General features: G+C 36.1%; 23 protein-coding genes. 9 read left to right on the forward strand and 14 right to left on the reverse strand.

Going from position 1 to position 18,121, the window contains the following annotated elements; translation table 11 throughout:
- Positions 1-115: 115 nt before the first annotated feature.
- Positions 116-739, forward strand: a complete 624-nt coding sequence (locus VCM44_RS06995) for an alpha-ketoglutarate-dependent dioxygenase AlkB family protein (RefSeq protein ID WP_334678387.1) — start codon at positions 116-118, stop codon at positions 737-739.
- Here the strand turns inward: VCM44_RS06995 and VCM44_RS07000 are convergent.
- Genes VCM44_RS07000 through VCM44_RS07010 form a run of 3 tightly spaced genes read right to left on the reverse strand, consistent with a single transcriptional unit; the run spans position 713 to position 2,486 of the window.
- Complete coding sequence (locus VCM44_RS07000; protein WP_334678388.1) at positions 713-1,438, reverse strand: arginyltransferase; 726 nt, start codon at positions 1,436-1,438, stop codon at positions 713-715. The genes VCM44_RS06995 and VCM44_RS07000 overlap by 27 nt on opposite strands.
- 13 nt (positions 1,439-1,451) lie before the next feature.
- Positions 1,452-2,024, reverse strand: a complete 573-nt coding sequence (locus tag VCM44_RS07005; RefSeq protein WP_115363242.1) for a DTW domain-containing protein — start codon at positions 2,022-2,024, stop codon at positions 1,452-1,454.
- 6 nt (positions 2,025-2,030) lie between these two features.
- Positions 2,031-2,486: a hypothetical protein gene (locus tag VCM44_RS07010; RefSeq protein ID WP_115363240.1), complete on the reverse strand. Its 456-nt coding sequence runs from the start codon at positions 2,484-2,486 to the stop codon at positions 2,031-2,033.
- A gap of 188 nt (positions 2,487-2,674) precedes the next feature.
- Between VCM44_RS07010 and VCM44_RS07015 the strand changes: the two genes are divergently transcribed.
- On the forward strand, positions 2,675-2,848 hold the full coding sequence (locus VCM44_RS07015; protein ID WP_158536910.1) for a hypothetical protein: 174 nt from the start codon (positions 2,675-2,677) through the stop codon (positions 2,846-2,848).
- A gap of 14 nt (positions 2,849-2,862) precedes the next feature.
- A complete protein-coding gene (locus VCM44_RS07020; RefSeq protein ID WP_334678389.1) occupies positions 2,863-2,997 on the forward strand; it encodes a hypothetical protein in 135 nt (44 codons plus the stop codon).
- A gap of 4 nt (positions 2,998-3,001) precedes the next feature.
- Here VCM44_RS07020 and VCM44_RS07025 read toward each other — a convergent pair whose 3' ends face one another.
- The gene (locus VCM44_RS07025) at positions 3,002-3,394 is read right to left on the reverse strand and encodes a hypothetical protein (protein ID WP_334678390.1); all 393 of its coding nucleotides are present in this window, start codon (positions 3,392-3,394) and stop codon (positions 3,002-3,004) included.
- Positions 3,395-3,410: 16 nt separating this feature from the next.
- Positions 3,411-4,304 carry an endonuclease I family protein gene (locus tag VCM44_RS07030; protein ID WP_334678391.1) on the reverse strand — a complete coding sequence of 298 codons (894 nt, stop codon included), beginning with the start codon at positions 4,302-4,304 and terminating at the stop codon, positions 3,411-3,413.
- 218 nt (positions 4,305-4,522) lie between these two features.
- On the opposite strand from VCM44_RS07030, the gene VCM44_RS07035 reads away from it, so the two are divergent.
- The gene (locus VCM44_RS07035; RefSeq protein ID WP_334678392.1) at positions 4,523-5,542 is read left to right on the forward strand and encodes a 3-oxoacyl-ACP synthase III family protein; all 1,020 of its coding nucleotides are present in this window, start codon (positions 4,523-4,525) and stop codon (positions 5,540-5,542) included.
- Between the two features lie 53 nt (positions 5,543-5,595).
- On the opposite strand, the gene VCM44_RS07040 is transcribed toward VCM44_RS07035, so the two are convergent.
- From VCM44_RS07040 to VCM44_RS07055, 4 genes are all read right to left on the reverse strand, one after another.
- Complete coding sequence (locus tag VCM44_RS07040; RefSeq protein ID WP_115363232.1) at positions 5,596-6,153, reverse strand: hypothetical protein; 558 nt, start codon at positions 6,151-6,153, stop codon at positions 5,596-5,598.
- Between the two features lie 94 nt (positions 6,154-6,247).
- Positions 6,248-6,859 carry a hypothetical protein gene (locus VCM44_RS07045; protein ID WP_115363230.1) on the reverse strand — a complete coding sequence of 204 codons (612 nt, stop codon included), beginning with the start codon at positions 6,857-6,859 and terminating at the stop codon, positions 6,248-6,250.
- 86 nt (positions 6,860-6,945) lie between these two features.
- Entirely contained in the window at positions 6,946-7,998 is a 1,053-nt protein-coding gene (locus VCM44_RS07050) for an aldo/keto reductase (RefSeq protein ID WP_115363228.1), read from the reverse strand.
- A gap of 24 nt (positions 7,999-8,022) precedes the next feature.
- Positions 8,023-8,727, reverse strand: coding sequence for a VC0807 family protein (locus VCM44_RS07055; protein ID WP_115363226.1), 705 nt, complete (start codon positions 8,725-8,727; stop codon positions 8,023-8,025).
- Between the two features lie 195 nt (positions 8,728-8,922).
- On the opposite strand from VCM44_RS07055, the gene VCM44_RS07060 reads away from it, so the two are divergent.
- Together VCM44_RS07060 and VCM44_RS07065 are read left to right on the forward strand one after the other, a co-directional pair.
- Positions 8,923-10,188, forward strand: a complete 1,266-nt coding sequence (locus VCM44_RS07060; RefSeq protein ID WP_115363224.1) for a S8 family peptidase — start codon at positions 8,923-8,925, stop codon at positions 10,186-10,188.
- Positions 10,189-10,247: 59 nt separating this feature from the next.
- Positions 10,248-10,667, forward strand: a complete 420-nt coding sequence (locus VCM44_RS07065; protein ID WP_334678393.1) for a group II truncated hemoglobin — start codon at positions 10,248-10,250, stop codon at positions 10,665-10,667.
- Here the strand turns inward: VCM44_RS07065 and VCM44_RS07070 are convergent.
- Positions 10,590-10,988, reverse strand: a complete 399-nt coding sequence (locus VCM44_RS07070) for a DUF309 domain-containing protein (protein WP_334678394.1) — start codon at positions 10,986-10,988, stop codon at positions 10,590-10,592. The two genes, VCM44_RS07065 and VCM44_RS07070, sit on opposite strands and share 78 nt — an antisense overlap.
- Before the next feature lie 77 nt (positions 10,989-11,065).
- Positions 11,066-11,836 carry a 3'-5' exonuclease gene (locus VCM44_RS07075; RefSeq protein ID WP_115363218.1) on the reverse strand — a complete coding sequence of 257 codons (771 nt, stop codon included), beginning with the start codon at positions 11,834-11,836 and terminating at the stop codon, positions 11,066-11,068.
- Between the two features lie 110 nt (positions 11,837-11,946).
- Between VCM44_RS07075 and VCM44_RS07080 the strand changes: the two genes are divergently transcribed.
- The 3 genes from VCM44_RS07080 to VCM44_RS07090 all read left to right on the forward strand — a co-directional run bounded on the left by VCM44_RS07080 (position 11,947) and on the right by VCM44_RS07090 (position 15,164).
- Positions 11,947-13,527 carry a sensor histidine kinase gene (locus tag VCM44_RS07080; RefSeq protein ID WP_120404976.1) on the forward strand — a complete coding sequence of 527 codons (1,581 nt, stop codon included), beginning with the start codon at positions 11,947-11,949 and terminating at the stop codon, positions 13,525-13,527.
- Positions 13,520-14,218: a response regulator transcription factor gene (locus tag VCM44_RS07085; RefSeq protein ID WP_334678395.1), complete on the forward strand. Its 699-nt coding sequence runs from the start codon at positions 13,520-13,522 to the stop codon at positions 14,216-14,218. Before VCM44_RS07080 ends, VCM44_RS07085 begins: the two co-directional genes overlap by 8 nt.
- A 130-nt stretch (positions 14,219-14,348) precedes the next feature.
- Positions 14,349-15,164: a DsbA family protein gene (locus VCM44_RS07090; protein ID WP_334678396.1), complete on the forward strand. Its 816-nt coding sequence runs from the start codon at positions 14,349-14,351 to the stop codon at positions 15,162-15,164.
- A gap of 8 nt (positions 15,165-15,172) precedes the next feature.
- On the opposite strand, the gene VCM44_RS07095 is transcribed toward VCM44_RS07090, so the two are convergent.
- The 3 genes from VCM44_RS07095 to VCM44_RS07105 all read right to left on the reverse strand — a co-directional run bounded on the left by VCM44_RS07095 (position 15,173) and on the right by VCM44_RS07105 (position 18,028).
- Positions 15,173-15,949 (reverse strand): endonuclease I family protein, encoded by a 777-nt coding sequence (locus VCM44_RS07095; protein WP_115363210.1) that lies wholly within the window; start codon positions 15,947-15,949, stop codon positions 15,173-15,175.
- Positions 15,950-16,086: 137 nt separating this feature from the next.
- Positions 16,087-16,842 (reverse strand): PilZ domain-containing protein, encoded by a 756-nt coding sequence (locus tag VCM44_RS07100; protein WP_334678397.1) that lies wholly within the window; start codon positions 16,840-16,842, stop codon positions 16,087-16,089.
- On the reverse strand, positions 16,817-18,028 hold the full coding sequence (locus VCM44_RS07105; RefSeq protein WP_133296972.1) for a lytic transglycosylase domain-containing protein: 1,212 nt from the start codon (positions 18,026-18,028) through the stop codon (positions 16,817-16,819). Before VCM44_RS07105 ends, VCM44_RS07100 begins: the two co-directional genes overlap by 26 nt.
- Positions 18,029-18,121 lie beyond the last annotated feature (93 nt).

Raw genomic sequence — 18,121 nt, forward strand, 5'->3', positions numbered from 1 at the left:
AAGAGAGATTTTAGGTACTTAGGCAGGAATTACGCTATTTATAAGCGTGTCCTATTTTTGGCATTTTTAGACTTGTGATTTGAAGAGTTTATGCTCTTAATGCTAATATCTGGCCATGAATCAATTTGATCTCTTTGGAGAAAGTACACAAGAAACTAGTGATGAAGTTGTCTATAATTTAAAAGACGCTAAAATCATTTATTACCCAAATTTCTTTGGACGCACTAAAGTCGATTTTGAGTCTTTGAAGAACTCGTTAAATCTACGCCAAGATCAGATTACGCTTTATGGTAAAACTCACGATATTCCTAGACTTCAGGCATGGTATTCAAGTGACATGGAATATAGTTACTCAGGAATCAAGCTTTTACGAAATGATTGGAATAAAGAATTAAAAACGATTAAAGATGAAATTGAAGCAATAACAGGTGAAAGTTTTAATGGCTGTCTTTGTAATCTCTATCGCGATGGAAGAGACTACGCCTCATGGCATAGTGATGATGAAGAAAGTTTAGGGCGAAACCCAGTCATCGCTTCGGCCTCTTTTGGTGAAACTCGAAAATTTGTCTTAAAGCATCGATTTGATAAATCATGTGAAAAAGTAGAAATCGAGTTAGAGGATAGAAGCTTACTTATTATGAAGGGAGCAACCCAACATTACTGGAAGCACCAGTTAAATAAAACTGCAAGAAAAGTTGGGCCAAGGATAAATTTAACCTTTCGAAGAATTATCCGCTAATTTCCAAGTCTGCTCTTTCCAGTCATATAATTGATGAGGGGTGTAGCGGGATTTATATCTCATGTACTTATTTTCTTCAACCCAGTATCCCAAGTAGTAATATTCAAGGCCTATACTTTTTGCATATAAGATCTCACTTAATGCTCCAAGGTGACCCAAGCTCATTTTCTCGTAGTCTGGATCATAACTAAAATAAACGCTACTAAGAGCACTTTCTGACTGCTCTAAGATACCAAAAGCTATCAATTTACCATCCTCAAAAATTTCACTCAATAATTGGGTTCCAGTAAAGCGATAAAAAGTCTCTTTAAATAATTGCTCATTATCTATAATTGAAGCATCAATACTATTTTGAAATCTCTCGATACCGTGCTTTCTATATATTTCATAATGTCTTTTTCTAAAGATTAGAGGAGTAAACTTAATTTGCAGGTGTTGATGTTTTTTTAGAAACTTTCTTTGATTCTTAGTTGCTTTAAAATTGGAGAGGTCAACTCTAAGAGGAATACATTTTGTGCAATTTGGACACGTGGGGCGAAAGACGAATTGACCAAATTTTCTCCAACCGTGTTGTAAAAGATAATCAAGTTCATCTAAGGCCAGCTCTCCCGCAAAGAAGAATTCATGTTGTTCCATGTGACCTTCTAAGTAAGGGCATGAGTCAAGTTCACTAAGGCGAGGAGAGACAAGCATCTTCATACAATATATTGTATCATTTTTTGAAAGCTTCTTGTTGTTCAATTAGCTTTTTTAGTGGAGAAATTAATTCCTCATAAGAATTTTCATTGAGTTCCCCAAGTGCTTTTAAAGTCATTCCTATGGCCTCTAAAGTCGATAAATGTTCTTCACCACAGGACTTTCTTATTGAGGAGTAGATCGTTCTTTGATCTTCTTCAAGGTGGTAGCACGGAATCGAACTTAGCTTAGGCCATTTAAAGTAAACACCTTTGGCCTTCTTCCATGTTCCATCTAAGACTATCATCTCTCCCTTTGGAAGATCGCTTTTAGAAATAGGCCTTGAGTGTTCATTCTTAAATAATAGAAACGATTCTTTTGAGGTAAGTTCGTCTATTATTTCTTCTGTAATATCATCACTTTTTATAATTCTAATCTTATCACTAGCAAGTGGCCCAAACTTTGCGGTGTTAAATGGGTGCTTTGCCTCATCTTTACTTTGAAGAATAGTAATAGGAGTTTGAATTTTTACTGGTTTTACATGTGCGCATAGACAAGACTTCAAAGGCCTGTGACATTTATCACAATGAGCGCGTTTTTCTTTATTCATAAGAGTCTATATATTGACTTCTTTATTGTACTTATCCATTAGAATTGGCTTACGGTAGTACATAATGAAGTAGACGATAGGATAGATTAAAAGATCAAAGAGAAAGTTTTCTGTTTTATACTTTATATTATCTGTTATTTTAGTCATGCCATTTTCAAGCATACGAATATGATAAGTGTGAATCCAAAGATTAAACGGGAATGGGCACTCTGTGGCCTCTGTTCGAATAATTATACCTTTGTCGGTTCTCTTTGTTTGCATCACTTCAATTATCCAAGACTGGTAGTGACCAAGGATAGAAGTAATCATATGTGTCTGATTAGCATATTCAACTCCATCAAAGCGGGTAACTTCAAGATTGATGAAGGGTGGAGTTGCTTCTTGCATTGTTTTTGCATTGAAATTGCTCAGAATTTCATCCACTGAAGCCTTTAATGTCGTGTTTATCACTAAGCTTTTCATTTATTAAATTATACCCCTTTGCGGTACTTAACTCAATAAGTAGTATCTAACTTCTTAAAACTTAATTAATGGTTTAGAAAAACTTAATTTTATGCACTTTGAAAATCTATAACTCTCTTAAGTTGCTATTGATGCACCACTGTGGCCAAATAGAATATATTTCCCAAAATGTGACCAAGGAGAAATTTATGAACCTGAAGGAAAGACTCAAGCTTGAAGAGAAGGAGTGTAAGAATCTCATTCAAGCTTACTGGCGATTTAGGAAGCGTCCTGATGCGAAGAAGAAAGGTGAAGAGGAAGAACAAGAGTTAATCAATGGAGAAGAGCTGGGAAAGCAGTTGGGGCCAATTCTGGAAAATTAGATAATGTAACAGATTTGTCTTTTAAACGAATTGAAAAGGCAAAACAAAAGGCCCAAGAAAAACAAGACGAGCAAGCCAGAGAGCAACAAAAACAAGCTAAGAAGAATGATGATTCATCAGATGAAAAAAAGAAGAAAACAGCAAATTAAACTTCTATTTTAGAGATTTTTTTACACAGTCAGTTAGTCTTCTGTCTCCGGGATTATATTCTTGGAGACACTTATCAAAAATACGAGTCGATAATTCATCACAATTATCCATACGTTGTTTTATGCAATGGAATGTTAGTAATTGCTCTATTTCAATTCTTTGTCCATGTGGATCAACTGGGATAATTTGTGACCTCTTTTTCTCTTTTTTCTTTTGGCGCTTAGGCTGAACCGATATTTTCTTATCTCTGTGATATGAAGGAGTCGACTTTTTCTTCTTTGTTATCTCCTGCCACTGAGCAGCTCTTAGACGTTGGTAATATAGAAGTTGACGCTCTCGACGAGTGAGAGGCTTAGATTTTTCTTTAGTTGGAGTGGCACAAGAAATAATGGCCATTATAAAAATTGAGTATTTAAAAATCTTTAATAGCATTGACTAATTCTTCGTCGTCAATAAATGGGTTACGACTATTTTGAATTTCATAAATTCGATTGTTAATTTGCACTTCAAAATCATCAACTGGATCTTCACGGTGCCATCTTCTTAAGTAGTACTCTTGGGCCTCATCAATTGCTAAATTATAGCGAGTAGAGAAGTAGAATAGAGCGCGAGCAATGTTCCCTCTTATCTCTAGTGGCGGTTCAAAAGATGTGGTTAGTTGATTCTCGTAATTAACCTCTCCTATTGAAGAAGATGTACAATTAGAGTTTACAGCTCGCCCAGTTACTTCGCCAAAAGGATGATTGCTTCTTGATGAATTCGCTCGAGAGTTTACTGGAAAGAGGTGGTGAAGGTCATTCTTCTGTGTGTTGCGACTTTCGTTAGGGTTAAACTTTGACTGAGGCCAGCTATGTTCACAATTCATGACTCGGTGATTTGGAATCTGCATTGGCCCGATACCATCGTTTTCACCAATTTCTTGGTTACAATAAACATCTTTAACAAGGTACTGACCGCGGCTTTGTCTTAGATAAATATCTCCAAATAGATACTTTCTTGCTTGCTTGTAACTATCAGGAGCTTTTTGCTCGTAGCAATTTTTTAGACCTTTACATGAACTTGTTAAGATATCTTTTTGCCCGGCCTTTCTTATATGTCCTGAGACAATAATATTGCGCAAGGCCTGCTTGAGATTTTGTTTTGAATTGTTTTTTGAATGAGTTTTATTTAGATACTTTTCAATATTCTCAGGATAGTAATTTATTTTACTGAGAGGGGTTGAGGTAAGATTAAAGTGAACATTTGCGTGAACACTGAAACTTATTTGAATGGATAAAAGCACCAAAAGGTGACTAAGCTTAGTCATTTTAATTCCTTCCTTGGAATATAAATATGTTAACAAGAAAAAATATGATGGCCAATAAAAAAACAGGGCAAATACTCGAGCATAAAAGTTATGTCGGGGCAAATTAATAAAGATAAAATTGTAAGGTAGCTATCTATCGCATCTAAGAATATTGTGTTAAATTTGTAAAATATCATTCACCAATTCAAATGTAAGAAGATTTATGAAAAGGAAATACTATGGGTGTATTGGCAAGTAAAATTATTGGTGTGGGCTCTTACGTACCACCAAAAGTTTATAAGAATACTGATATTGAAGAAATGATGAACACTTCTAATGAGTGGATCGTTCAAAGAACGGGAATTGAGCAACGTCATTGGGTTGATTCTAAAACATCAACATCTGATTTGGCCGTAAAAGCAAGTGAAGAAGCAATTTCAAATGCTGGGCTTAATAAAGAAGATATAGATATGATTGTTTTTGCAACTCTTTCTCCTGACTTTGACTTTCCTGGTACAGGTTGCTTTCTTCAGGCAAAACTTGGAATGAGTGAAATTCCTTGTCTAGACTTAAGACAACAATGTTCTGGCTTTCTTTATGCAATGTCTGTTGCAGATAAATTTATTTCTACAGGTACAAATAAAAATATTCTTGTTGTTGGAGCAGAAGTTCATTCAAAAGGCTTAGATCAAACGCCTGATGGAAGAAATGTTGCTGTTCTGTTTGGCGATGGAGCCGGTGCAATTGTTATGAGTGCATCTGAAGTTAACGATAAAAAATCAGAGCCATGTTTCATCGATGCAAGTCTTCATAGTGATGGAAAGTATGCTAAGGAATTATGGATTCCAGCTCCGGGAACAGGATTTGATTCATCTGAAAGAATGTCTCAAGAAATGCTTGACGAAAAATTACATTACCCACAAATGAATGGGCGCACTGTTTTTGTTCACGCAACGAAGAGAATGGCAGAAAGTCTCGGTGCTCTACTTGAAAAGAATAATCTTACAATTGATGATGTGGATGTTTTCTTATTTCACCAAGCAAACCTAAGAATTAATTCTAAGGTTGCTGAAATGATGGGAATCCCAGAAGAAAAAGTATTCAATACAATTCAAAAATATGGAAATACCACAGCGGCAACAATTCCACTTGGAATGCATGATGCCATGAAAGAAGGTGTTTTAAAGCCTGGTATGCTTGTGGCCTCTGCTGCATTTGGTGCAGGCTTTACTTGGGCATCTGCTCTATACCGTGTTTAAAAAAGTATCTAATTGATAGAAAAAAGAAAGCCTCCGAAATGGAGGCTTTCTTATTATTGGCAATAATTATAATCGCGGAAATATCGACTACAGTAGTTAGAAGGGAAGCGGCAGTCATCTAGGTTACTTGACCAGTAACTTGCTTGAGGGCAGTATTTCGTTTCTTGTTTTTCAACATTAACGACAAACTTTCCTGTTGCAACTTCGCGTCCATCTTTTTCAAGCTTATACTCAACTTCATTTTCTCCGTAATAATTTAGGAGAGGTCTTTGAAAAAGTGTATGTATCCAAAGGTTAAATCTATTCTTACTTTCACCTTTTTCAGAGTCAAAGCGTGATGATTTTGATTTCGTGCGACCCTTGTGGTCTTTGTAGTAAAGAGTTACTTCATCAGCATCAACTCTTTCACCTTCACCAAGAACGAATTTTGAGAATTCTGATGGACTTAAGAAGTTTGCGCGGCAATCGACAAAGCGAAAGTCTCTTCCATTACGATCAGAGCATGTAAGACGGATTGTTCCCTCAACAGGGTTTGACGTTAGGTCATTTCCAATTTTAAGCCCAGCACCAAAGGCAGGCAGAAGCAGTAGTAAACTTATGATTACTTTCATTATAAACTCCTTTTTATAATCCTATTAATGATATTAAGGAGTTTTAATTTATGCAATTTAGTAAAGCTTAAAGATAGAACTTGTAAGTTTATCTTTAAAGTTCACGGGCCTTAACTTTGCAATAATTGTAGATCAATTCACGCCAGTATTGGATATATTCAGGTCCACATAATTTAGCGTAGGCAGGATTACTAGGAATGTAGTCGTAGAGGAAGTACTCCATGGCAAATTGCATTGTTTGCATACCTAGGAATAACTCTGTGAAGAAATTAATATCACCACGTTGATAATAAGAGATGAGTTCGGCAACATCCTGGTGGAATTCACAAGATGAACAGCCATTACACATTCCATAATTTTCAACAAAGTTTAAATGATGCTGTGTTTGAGTTGCGATAATTTGCTCTCTTTCATCAACATCAGCACTAAAGCTATCAATTAAATCAAGTGCGCGCTCTGGATGAGAGGCGATGGCCTGAAAAATTTTTTCATAAAATGTTGCATATAGTGATGTGAAGATAGAGTCTTCAATTAAATAGTAGAAGAAGTCTTCACTCGATTTTGTGCTTTCACGTAGAGACTCATAAGTTGAAAGGGCCATTTTTAAAGGTGCATCTTCAAACTCTTCAAGTTCAAAAAACACTTTCGCTAACTCTTTTTTACCCTGATCGAATTCATTATTGGTCTTTCTAATTCGATTAAACATGAGTTCCTCCACATCCGTTCATAAATAGATTTTAACAAAATATGTAAAATCAAAAACTTAGTGGAGGACTAGGCAAGAAATTCCAATTAAGGGCAAGGAATCGTGAAGATCTTATGAATATCTTCAATTCTTTGGAGAGTCTCAGTATCTAGTGTGATCTCACTACTTGCTAGATTCTCTCTTAATTGCTCAAGATTTGTAGCACCGATAATATTTGATGTTGTAAATTCTCTGTCATTAACAAAGGCCTGTGCTAGGGTGGCCGGTGTTAGTCCAACATCATTTGCTAGTGTTGCATATTCTCTAATTGCATTTGCTGCATGCTCAGATGAATAGCGTGTGAAGTATTCACCAAAGATCGTTAATCTTGCACCTTCTGGCTTAGCACCTCCAAGGTACTTTCCACTTAAGGCTCCAAAGGCAAGTGGTGAGTAGGCCAAAAGCCCAACTTTTTCTCTGATGGCCATTTCTGAAAGGCCAACTTCAAAAGAGCGATTTAGAAGAGAGTATGGATTTTGGATAGAAACGGGTGCATCGACACCACATTCTTTTGCAGCGTTAAGGTATTGCATCACACCCCAAGGTGTTTCATTTGAAAGTCCCCAAGTACGGATTTTTCCTTCTTTTATCAATTCACCAATCGCTTCTACTCGTTCACGAAATGATACTTCTATTTCTGGTGTGAAGTGCTCGTAATTTAGACGGCCGAAGAAGTTAGTTACTCGTGCTGGCCAGTGAATTTGGTAGAGATCTAAATAATCTGTTTTAAGTCTTTTTAATGAAGCTTCACAAGCTGTTTTGATATCGGACTTTGAAAAAGGAGTTTTTCTAATCTCACTTTCTCTTATGTAGCTATCCATGCTACCCGGGCCTGCAACTTTAGAAGCGAGAACAAATTGGTCTCTCTTCGTTTGCATCTTATCCCAAGTACCAATATATTGTTCTGTTTTAGTATATGTCTCTTTTCGTCCTGGCACAGGATACATCTCTGCTGTATCGATGAAGTTGACACCGTATTCGAGGGCCATATCTAATTGCTCATGGGCCTCTTCTTGTGTGTTTTGTTCACCCCATGTCATTGTCCCTAGACAGATCTTACTTACTTTTATTTGTGAATTTCCTAATTGATTTTGTTGCATCTATCCCTCTCGTTTTCGTTTGGGTTATTGTTGTTTAACCATGGCCTCTAGAGGCAGGTCAGTTTGCTTCTTTATATAATTAACAAGTCCAAAAATAATAAAACCAGTGGCAATAACTGTTGGAATTGAAATTACTGGGAAGCTTAGGGCCGTCATTCTACCTAGACTCTCGTTAAATTCAACGCTTCCTGGAGAACCTTTCAATACGATTACAGCAAGTACATAATTTAAAACTGCAGACAGAAAGAATGTGCAAGAGAAGTAAAATCCAGCAATATAGATTTTTTGATCAAAGTCGTCTTTTATATTTTTCTCTTCCATTGCTTGATGGATTTTTTCTAAATCAAAAATTTGCTCTATTAAAGTCTTAACAAGTGGCTTCTTAGTAAATTGTGAAGCTAGAACAAATAAACCAATAACTAGAGGAAGGGCAGTTTCTTTTACAATCATCCAGGTCTTATTAAGTTGGAAAAGTCCAATTCCACCAGTAAGTAAAACACTGATAAGACCAATGGCCGCAATCCAGTTAAACTTTCTTTGAGAAATAAAGTCCCATGCTCCATAAATAAGGGGAAAGGCCAATGCTATGATTAAGGCATTAACTTGTCCTAAATATTCTTCAGATGAAAATTTCGTTAAAATTACTGAAGGAATAACCACATTACATATTAGATTAATGAATGGGTTCTCTTTTTTTCTTGTTTCGTTATTATTTGGCATATCCGTCATTTGTGATCCTTAGCTAAACGCAATTATCATACCCAATTGTCTAAGCTATTCAAAGTTTTAATCATCCGACATGTAAAGTCGGGTATCGTAACAACTTCTTACACCTTGTAAAGTGAACTTGTCTTAAGAAAATTAATTTGAAATAGTTTTAGAATTGAAAAACTTTTGGTCACGGAAGAACATAAGGATAAAAACATGAAAAAACTATTTCTAGCACTTGGACTAACTTGTGCACTGAGCGCATCAGCTCAAGACTTCAACGGTTACATTGTAAAACTTAAGCCAGGATACGAATCATTTGTTAATACAACGTATGCTGACGCTCAAATGAGAAAGCTTAGCTTTGGTACATTTGCTGTTGTTAAAGAAAAATTTGAAGGGTTAGTTGCTGATCCTGCAGTAGAGTACGTTGAAAAGAACTGGATCATTAACTTAAATGATTTTAGTGCTCCTCAATCAGTAGAATCTGCTCTAACAGAGAATCGTGATGAGCAATTCTCTAAGCAATGGGGATTACTAAATGATGGCCGCAATAGTGGTGGTTGGTTTTCAAGAGGTAAAGCTGGAGAAGATATTAATGCTACTCAAGCATGGAATGTTGAAACAGGAAATCGTGATTTAGTAGTAGCGGTAATTGATACAGGTGTTGATTACACTCACTCTGATTTAAAGGCCAATACTTGGAAGAATGAAGGCGAGATTGCTGGTAACGGGATTGATGATGATGGAAACGGATTTGTTGATGACGTTTACGGATATGATTTTGCTAATAAAGATGCAGATCCAATGGATGGCCACTCTCACGGTACTCACTGTGCTGGTGTAATTGGTGCTCGTCATAATGGAACTGGGATCATGGGAGTAATGGCAAATGTAAAAATTATGTCGATTAAATTCCTAAGTGATAGTGGTTCAGGTGAAACAATTGATGCAATTTCTTCAATTGATTATGCCGTTGCTAATGGTGCAAAAATTCTTTCTAACTCTTGGGGTGGAGGAGAATATTCAGAAGCATTAAAAGAGTCAATTGAGAATGCACGTGATAAAGGTGTTCTATTTGTTGCTGCTGCAGGAAACTCTCGTTCAGATAATGATGTTAGATCAACGTACCCAGCAAATTATGAAGTTGAAAATGTAATTTCAGTAGGTGCAATGGACGGTAAAGGTAATCGTTCATCATTTTCTAACTACGGACAAGAAACAGTTCACGTATTTGCTCCAGGTTCTAATATTCTTTCAACAGTTCCAGGTGAGCGTTATAAGAAAATGTCAGGAACTTCAATGGCAACACCAATGGTTTCAGGTGTTCTTGGACTTCTATTATCAAAAGAAGATCAACTTTCATTTTCTGAGATCAAGGAAAGAATTTATAAGACAGCAGTTCCAAATGCTACTCTTATTACAAAAGCTAAGTCGGGACGTATCGAAGCATACCGTCTACTTAACAATATCCAAAATTAATTCAAATATCTGAATAATAGTGATATATAAGAGGGAGTCAATTGACTCCCTTTTTTATTATGAAAATTAAACTACCAGAATTTCTCATTCGTAAATTTAAAATGACTCCTTATGAAAAACTAGGTGGCGCAGCTGGCGTCCAAGAGCTTGTGGATGATTTCTATGAAATCATGGATACTGACCCAAAAGCATCAAAGTGTCGAGGGCTTCACGCTACTTCCCTTGAGGGTGCAAATAAGAAATTATTTATGTTCCTATCGGGATGGCTTGGGGGCCCAAGTCTTTATATTGAAAAATATGGCCATCCTCGTATGAGAAAGCGTCATTTCCCATTCAAGATTGGTTTTGCTGAGCGTGATGAATGGCTCTATTGTATGAGAAAAGCTCTTGATAAAAAGCAGCTAAAGCCTAAGTTTGATGATGAGATCTGGTCTGCTTTCCAGCGGTTTGCTGAGCATATGAGAAACCAGAACTTTTAATTCCATAAGTTCGATGCCGCAAAATTCTTCGTAATCTAATTGGTCTAATAATTCAAGGCAGCGCTCAAGGTGAGTGGCGCAAGCGCTTTCTTGGCCCATATCTCTTTTAAGTAAGCCTGCCGCAATTTTAATGATGGCCTTAAAGAGGATGGCATAATCATCAGTTCGGTTATGTTCATTCCAAAGTGATTCAAGATACGCGTGACATTCCCAGTAGTAGCCGTGATTAATCAGGTCAATAGCGTATAGATAATCTGAGTTATTTCTAAAGTCTGCACTACTTTTTAGAGCATTTGTTTCTGGTTCACCTGTAAATTCCATATGCCCATCTTTTTTGAGTGGGTGAGGGTTCTTTCCTGGGCGAAACTTATATACAGGTAGCGCTCGATCAGAATATCTTATGAGAGTCTCCAGTCAAAGTCATACATGAGCTTACCTTCATCAATATGAACTTGAGAAACAATCTTAGACCATTCTTTTACATTTGGATCCCATTGAAAGCGAGCACGTGCAACTTTGTGCTTGATAGTATTAAACTTTTCAACTTCTTGCTTATTCTTCCAATTTGGTGCCTTCAGCTCCGCTACGATGCGAACTTTTGGTGCACTTGCAAGCTTTGTCATTCTTGCATAATCATAGTGAGAAGCAATTTTAAGCATTGCTAGAACATCTGTAACCGCACGGTGTGGAAATGGATTAATAAAGCCGTGAGAGTGCTCAAGCATTGCCATGGACTTATGTCTGATTTTACTTGGGTATTCGATATCTTCTTGGGTATCAATCCAAATCTTATTTGGCATATCTACTTCGTATCTTTCAAACATGGCCGTTAACATTGGCTTGTCATATTTTGCACCGTTGTGCGCCATAAGATAGTCTGCTTTTTTAATTAATAGAGCTAATCTTTCAAGGGCCATCTTAATTTCGTCACCTCGACGTCCCCAGTCTTTTAATAATTGCTCATCAATTCCTGTTAATTCGATAACTTCTTGAGTAAGTTTAAGACGATCTTTTTCGTCAATAAGCTCTGAGAAGATTCTCACTGGAGAGTTGATTCGTGTATCCCATAGGACTGCACCAATTTCAGTAACTCTATCGACATTGAGGTTTACGCCTTTCTGTGTAAGATTTTCGTTGATTCCTTCTAAGTCGACACCAAGAATGAGCATGAGATTTCCTTTTGCTTTGTGTTATGGCAGAATTGACAAATTTCTGACTAATCTAGGACAATTATGAGCGATACAACCTCTAATGTAAATGCTGGGATTTTAAAGATTTAATGAAACCATATATTGTACTCATATTCACGGCCCTAATTGTGGCCTTTTTCTCTGGAAGTTTTGTTTTAAAGACTTTTGCACCTCGTTTTGCCAGCCAATATCAAATTGAAGAGATAAACGATATTAAAGAGCAGATGAAAAGTCAGATCACGCCTTATGCAATAGTGAACTTCTCGTCTCTATATTATTCTGATGAACAATTCCAATTATTGAATCCATCAATGGCAATTGAAGAATTTGATTCTGACCTTTTATCAAGTTCAAAAGGATGCTCAAATATTGAGGTTCTTCAGTCCCAATTAACAGCAAGTCGTAAGAAGGGGATGTGGGAGCTTATCAGATGTGGACGTATTAGAAGTATTCCAAGATGGTTTGTTAAGACCCCGCCATTTCTACATGACTCTGGTGTTAGTTATGCATATTTATTATTTCAATATCAATTAGCAACAGGACAAGCAGAAAACACATCTTGGGTTAGAAGAAGACTATCTTTCTTCCACGTTTCTGAACTTTCTCAATTACAACGTGAGATTGGGCCACTTGGTGGAATTTATGGACTACTTGCTTCTTTATCTGAGGACACTCTAAGAGATATCATCAATGAGGAAGCTAGGATCTTAGCAAAAAATTATCTACTTTCTCGAATAAAATACCCACGCCAATACAATGTTCTTGAGTATCGTTTTTACACAATGGACTCTATTGAACGCTATTTGGAGTCGACTCCGTATCAAATCTCTCGAGCAAGACCTGGTAAATGGTGTGTTTATACTGAAGGTCCAATTTGTTGGCGTCAAAGTACGAAGCACTTATTGCAAACTGTTTCAACTTCAACCTTAACTTCCTTCATTGGAATTCTCGTCATATTCTTTATTATCTTATGGCTACTCTTTAGCAAGATTAAGTGGGACAAAGTAGAAGAGAATCGTAAGAAAATGGCCTTGCAGGTTTTAACTCATGAGTTTAGAACGCCAGTGGCATCTCTTCTTCTAATTATTGATAAACTCAATCGTGATATTGATAAATTTCCTGAAGAGCAGCAAGAGGACTTATTAAGAATCTCCGGTGAAGTTTATCGCCTTCAGAGGTTAACTGAGAAGTCGAAACATTACTTACAGGGGGCAAATGCAAGAGGAATGCTCTCGTTTACATATCAAGAACTCGAAAATCCTGAGGACTTAATTTATGATACAATAATTCCTATTAAGGATACTTACCTAAAGGAAATTGATATCAATATCGATCTTAAAGGCCCTGTCTTTGTGGATTTTTATTGGTTTCAAATTTTAATAAAAAACTTAGTGGAGAACTCATTTATCCACGGTGAAGAAAAGCATTATATTAATGTTTTTGAGAAAGATAAAAACTTTGTCATTGAAGTTGGTGATGGCGGAGAGTTGAATAAGGATCTAGAGACCTTAACAAGTGAATTTGTTAAAGGATCAAAAAGTTCTGGAACAGGTTTAGGATTAAATATTATTAAAAATATCGTAGATGAATGGGGCGGTAAAATTGAGTTGGTAAAAAAGCCAACGAAATTTATTATTACGCTACCTAAGAGGAAAAAGCCAAATGGATAAATTATTACTAGTAGAAGATGATGTTTCTTTAGGCAAAGGGATTATGGACTTCCTAAAGATGGAAGGCTTTGATGCAATTTGGGCGCAGACCTTAGAGAATGCAAGAAAGATTGATCTTAAAGATGTCGATCTTATCATTCAGGATTGGATGTTACCTGATGGCCAAGGAATTGATTTTCTAAAAGAGTTACGCTCAAATGGAAACACGACGCCAATGATTATCCTTACGGCAAAAACTGATCTTATCGATAAAGTTGTTGGCCTTGAGTCAGGAGCAAATGATTATATGACAAAGCCTTTTGAGACAAGAGAACTTCTTGCTCGTATTCGTGTTCAGCTAAGAATTGGTGAACAAGGTGGGAATAATAATGGCAATAACGCCGTTGATACAAAAGGAATTCTAACCTTAGGTAAACTTAAGATCGATAATGATACTCGTGAAGTAACTTGGGATGGTGGTCTCGTTGAGTTAACTAAGATGGAGTTTGATTTTTTAAAGCTACTTGTCGAAAATCCAAATCGCGCTCTTTCAAGAGATGAGATTTTAAATAAGGTTTGGGGTTATGAGTGTTATCCTTCAACACGTACTGTGGATACACACGTTCTTCAGCTTCGTCAGAAGTTTAATGAAAACTTAATTGAAACAGTTCGAGGTATCGGTTATAAGCTTCGACCGCAACATGCTCAATAAATAATTGAAAGGGGGAGTCCTTCCCCCTTTAGTATTCACAACTTTTCAAAGAATTGACATAACTCTAACGTAGCTTCGATAAAGCTAGTGCATAATTGTACGATAGGTTGTTAACAACTTAGGAGAAATAATGCTTAGTTCTAACAAAACATTTAACTTTTCAATTCTACTTGTGCTGGTTGCCTTGTTCTTAGCATCTTGCTCAAATAAGAACTCCGCGCAAGATATTAGAAAGGCACTAGAAGAGGATCCGACAATTCTTACAGATGTTATGAAGAAAAACCCTCAGGTTTTTATGGAAACATTACAACAAATGGCATCTGAAATGAAACAACAGGCATTGGCCGATCGTAATCGTAAAGAAAAAGAGATTCTAGAAGATGCTTTTAAAAATCCAATTCAGGTTCAATCTCATAGTGATGATCTTATTATAGGAAATCCAAATGCCAAGGTTAAGATCTATGAATATTCTGATTTTCAATGTCCATTCTGTTTTAGGGCCCTTGAAACTGTTAAACAGTTAATGGATGAATATGGTAAAGATGTGGCCTTTATTTATCGCCACTTACCAATCGATTCAATTCATCCTCAAGCAAGATTAGCAGCACAGTACTACGAAGCTATTCGTATTAAGCATGGAAAAAAAGCATTTAAGTTTCATGAAACAATCCTTCGTAATCAAGCAAAGATTCGACTAGGAGAGAAGTACTTATTAGAAGTCGTTAAGAAAATGGGACTTGATACTAAAGAAATTAAAAAGCTAGCTAATTCAAAGCAGGTTGATGATAAGATTGCTTTTGATATTGAAAGTGCAAATAAGCTTGGCTTCAGTGGAACACCAGGATTTGTAGTTGGCGGAGTTCCTGTGAAGGGTGCTTATCCTTATGCTCACTTCAAGAAGATTATTGATCGCTTGTTAGAGAATAAGACTGCTGATACTAAGTAAGTCTAGGCCTATAGATTAGGAATTAATTTTATTAATTCAGGGTAGTCGATAAATGGGTTACGGTTACCCTGATACTTTTCAACCATTTCATTTCTAAATTTTTCAAAAGAAGAAACAGGGTCAAGTTTGTCCCAAGCTCTTAGAAATTCTTCTTCTCTATCGTCGATTGGAAGCTCATACATTACAGCAAAGTAGAAGAGGCCTCTTGCAATATCACCTTTAACTTCATCAGGTGGCTCAAAGAATTGTACTTGAGGGTATTTAGAGTTTTGTCCCATTTTGGAAGCTTCACATAATTGGCCTTTATTTTCCTGATCGACTTCTCCAAAGAAGTGATCACCACGCTTTTGATTTACTAATGAGTCAGTAGGATAGAGGTGATGCATATCAGATACCATTTCATCATAAGTGTTTTGATGATGAGGTACTTGCGGACCATAATCAAAGAAACGAGACTTTGGCCAAGTGTGTTCTGTATTTAAAACATTTCCATCAGGAAGGTCATCGTTATCCATAAAGATATCAACATTATTCTGGTATTCAACTTCACAGTAGATATCTCTTATAAAGTTATTCTCACTTCCTTCTTTATAATAAGCATAGATTTCATTAAATAGATGTAGTCTTGCTTCTTTGTAATAAAGAGTCTTTTTATTCTTCTTCATTAGGACGATTAGCTTTTGTCTTAATTCAAGAGATCGCTCTGGTCCTAGCGGTGTGATTTCGCCAGCAAGTATTGAGGTTGAAAGAATAAATAGACTAATAAGAGTTATAAATCTGCGCATGAGATGTTTTTACGGCCATTTATGAATTCTTGATAGGTTATTGTAGAATTTACGTGTAAATAAAAAGACAGGACCCCGTAAGGTCCTGTTATTATTGAAATCAAGCGCTTGGTTATCAGGCCACTTAAAAACGTGTTTTAAGCAGCTTTATTAAATTGTTGGTACTCTTCATTTTCTTCTTCTACACTGTCTCTAAGACTGTTTAAAAGCTTCTCTAGTTGGATTCTCTCACTAACGCCAAGGTCGATAAATTGTACGCCCATTCCTTCTGGGTAACGTCCTACGGCCATAGACTTTCTAACTACCTTTGCCTTAAGTTCTAGCTCGTCACCAATATTAAAAGTGAAAACATCACCACATGAGAAAATATCCTTTTGAGTTGGAACATTATAAGAAATATAGGCTCCAGTTCTAGAGATATCAAAAGTATTACCTAAGTTAATTGGAATATCTGTTGAAGATACTTTTGTTGGTAGAGGTGCCTTATATCTTAGGGCCGTCTTCCACCACTGAGCAGCTGGTGAGTTAATTACATTTGTATCCTGACTTAGAATAAAATATGAAGTCATTAAGATATATGCGAATGTCGATAAAATAACTGTCGCTGCTTCAAAATCATTTCCATAAACGAGAACAATCGAATTATTTAAACAAACAAAGCCAATTGAAAGAGGGAAGCTCCACTTAATATCATTTTGGGCCGTGAATGAGAAGTATGCATTAATACAGCAAGATGCCATGACCATTAAATTAAAGAATGTCATCTTGGACCAGATTGCACCAATATCTGTTGCGTTGTACCCATAGAGGAACATCACTTGGACTGGTATACTTACTGCAATTGCTAAAAATACAAATGCATAAACATTAAAGATTAACGGCTTGATCTTCATGGATTTCTCCTTGTTCTTGATTTTGGCTAAAGTGATAACAGTAGCTATTTACTTTATTAATATAATTCTTTGCTTCTTTTAGGCGATCTGATTGACGCCAATTAGTACTTAGTTTTATTAGCTGTGACTTTACTCGAAATGGGCCTGAGTTATAACTTGCTAGTATAAGATCAGTGAATAATTGGCTTTTTTCAAATGATCTCACTGTCTTAATTTTTGGATAAGACTTTTGAATCAGATCAAAATTTCCTCTCCAGTACTTTTTTAGGTAATTAATATATTCAAGGCCACCTATAACAGACTTCTTCTTATTAAGACGCCAGTCATTTTTATAATTAATTTTTCCTGTTCTAACTAAGAACTTAACAACACCATAAGGAAGCTTTTCAATTCTTTTATCAACCTTCCATTTATCATGCTTTTTAATAACATGTTGGCTTGCTGCATCTGTTACTTGTGTAAGGCCTATGGCCTTGGCCGAACTTACTGAGCGATAATTAAAACCAGATTCCTGTGCAATTAGGCCAAGAAGCATAGAAGGGTTTGTCTTTTCCTTATTTGCCTCTTTTTCAACTAATTCAATAAAGCTATCTTTTACATTAAAAGGATCGGTAGAAGATATTTTGATCTTCTCTTTAGATGCTTGACGACATGAAGGTTCTTCATATCGATAAAGAGATCTAATTTCTCCGCGATATTGATATCCAACTTTAATGTCCGTAGTAAGTCTAGCAGGTAGGCTTAATCGATTTATCTTATAGATGATATTCTTTTCATCTTGAAAGATAACTTTATTATTATGCTTAAAACTTGAGGTAACATTTTTTCCATTCCAAAAGATAACGATATTATCTGGATTTAGCTTACCTCTTGTTGAATTTATTTTTACGTATAAGTCATAGATGGAATGACGGTTTTGCTTTTTTGGGAAGAATTCGATTCCGATAGTACTTGTACCAACATTATCAAAGTTAATATGCTCATCTAAGATCTTTGTAAATGCTTGTAAATTCTCAAAATCATCACGATCATTAATAAGAGATAGAGTGTCACTTCCAAATGGATTCATAGGGCCTGCACATGAACTTAGAAGGACCGTGGCCCCTAAAAGTAATGCTGAGAAACAGGCACGTGTTAAGGCACGGGCCATGTAATTGATAAATGTTTGTTTCTTGGAAGCGTTCATTGACAATATTATGTCAATTTTGTGTAAGTTGCAGTAGATACTGGGAAGTTAATTGAATGATTACAGAGTCTTAACCCATTTTTTCCATAAAAA

The organism is Halobacteriovorax sp. DPLXC-1 (assembly GCF_036903125.1).
Classification (GTDB): Bacteria; Bdellovibrionota; Bacteriovoracia; order Bacteriovoracales; family Bacteriovoracaceae; genus Halobacteriovorax_A; species Halobacteriovorax_A vibrionivorans.

Coding starts and splice junctions, on each gene's coding strand:
- VCM44_RS07080 (WP_120404976.1), top strand. CDS start 11,947: ATGAAACCATATATTGTACTCATATTCACGGCCCTAATTGTGGCCTTT.
- VCM44_RS07000 (WP_334678388.1), bottom strand. CDS start 1,438: ATGAAGATGCTTGTCTCTCCTCGCCTTAGTGAACTTGACTCATGCCCT.
- VCM44_RS07025 (WP_334678390.1), bottom strand. CDS start 3,394: ATGGCCATTATTTCTTGTGCCACTCCAACTAAAGAAAAATCTAAGCCT.
- VCM44_RS07085 (WP_334678395.1), top strand. CDS start 13,520: ATGGATAAATTATTACTAGTAGAAGATGATGTTTCTTTAGGCAAAGGG.
- VCM44_RS07045 (WP_115363230.1), bottom strand. CDS start 6,859: ATGTTTAATCGAATTAGAAAGACCAATAATGAATTCGATCAGGGTAAA.
- VCM44_RS07095 (WP_115363210.1), bottom strand. CDS start 15,949: ATGCGCAGATTTATAACTCTTATTAGTCTATTTATTCTTTCAACCTCA.
- VCM44_RS07040 (WP_115363232.1), bottom strand. CDS start 6,153: ATGAAAGTAATCATAAGTTTACTACTGCTTCTGCCTGCCTTTGGTGCT.
- VCM44_RS07035 (WP_334678392.1), top strand. CDS start 4,523: ATGGGTGTATTGGCAAGTAAAATTATTGGTGTGGGCTCTTACGTACCA.
- VCM44_RS07105 (WP_133296972.1), bottom strand. CDS start 18,028: ATGAACGCTTCCAAGAAACAAACATTTATCAATTACATGGCCCGTGCC.
- VCM44_RS06995 (WP_334678387.1), top strand. CDS start 116: ATGAATCAATTTGATCTCTTTGGAGAAAGTACACAAGAAACTAGTGAT.
- VCM44_RS07065 (WP_334678393.1), top strand. CDS start 10,248: ATGAAAATTAAACTACCAGAATTTCTCATTCGTAAATTTAAAATGACT.
- VCM44_RS07070 (WP_334678394.1), bottom strand. CDS start 10,988: ATGGAATTTACAGGTGAACCAGAAACAAATGCTCTAAAAAGTAGTGCA.
- VCM44_RS07015 (WP_158536910.1), top strand. CDS start 2,675: ATGAACCTGAAGGAAAGACTCAAGCTTGAAGAGAAGGAGTGTAAGAAT.
- VCM44_RS07100 (WP_334678397.1), bottom strand. CDS start 16,842: ATGAAGATCAAGCCGTTAATCTTTAATGTTTATGCATTTGTATTTTTA.
- VCM44_RS07075 (WP_115363218.1), bottom strand. CDS start 11,836: ATGCTCATTCTTGGTGTCGACTTAGAAGGAATCAACGAAAATCTTACA.
- VCM44_RS07090 (WP_334678396.1), top strand. CDS start 14,349: ATGCTTAGTTCTAACAAAACATTTAACTTTTCAATTCTACTTGTGCTG.
- VCM44_RS07010 (WP_115363240.1), bottom strand. CDS start 2,486: ATGAAAAGCTTAGTGATAAACACGACATTAAAGGCTTCAGTGGATGAA.
- VCM44_RS07005 (WP_115363242.1), bottom strand. CDS start 2,024: ATGAATAAAGAAAAACGCGCTCATTGTGATAAATGTCACAGGCCTTTG.
- VCM44_RS07060 (WP_115363224.1), top strand. CDS start 8,923: ATGAAAAAACTATTTCTAGCACTTGGACTAACTTGTGCACTGAGCGCA.
- VCM44_RS07030 (WP_334678391.1), bottom strand. CDS start 4,304: ATGACTAAGCTTAGTCACCTTTTGGTGCTTTTATCCATTCAAATAAGT.
- VCM44_RS07055 (WP_115363226.1), bottom strand. CDS start 8,727: ATGACGGATATGCCAAATAATAACGAAACAAGAAAAAAAGAGAACCCA.
- VCM44_RS07050 (WP_115363228.1), bottom strand. CDS start 7,998: ATGCAACAAAATCAATTAGGAAATTCACAAATAAAAGTAAGTAAGATC.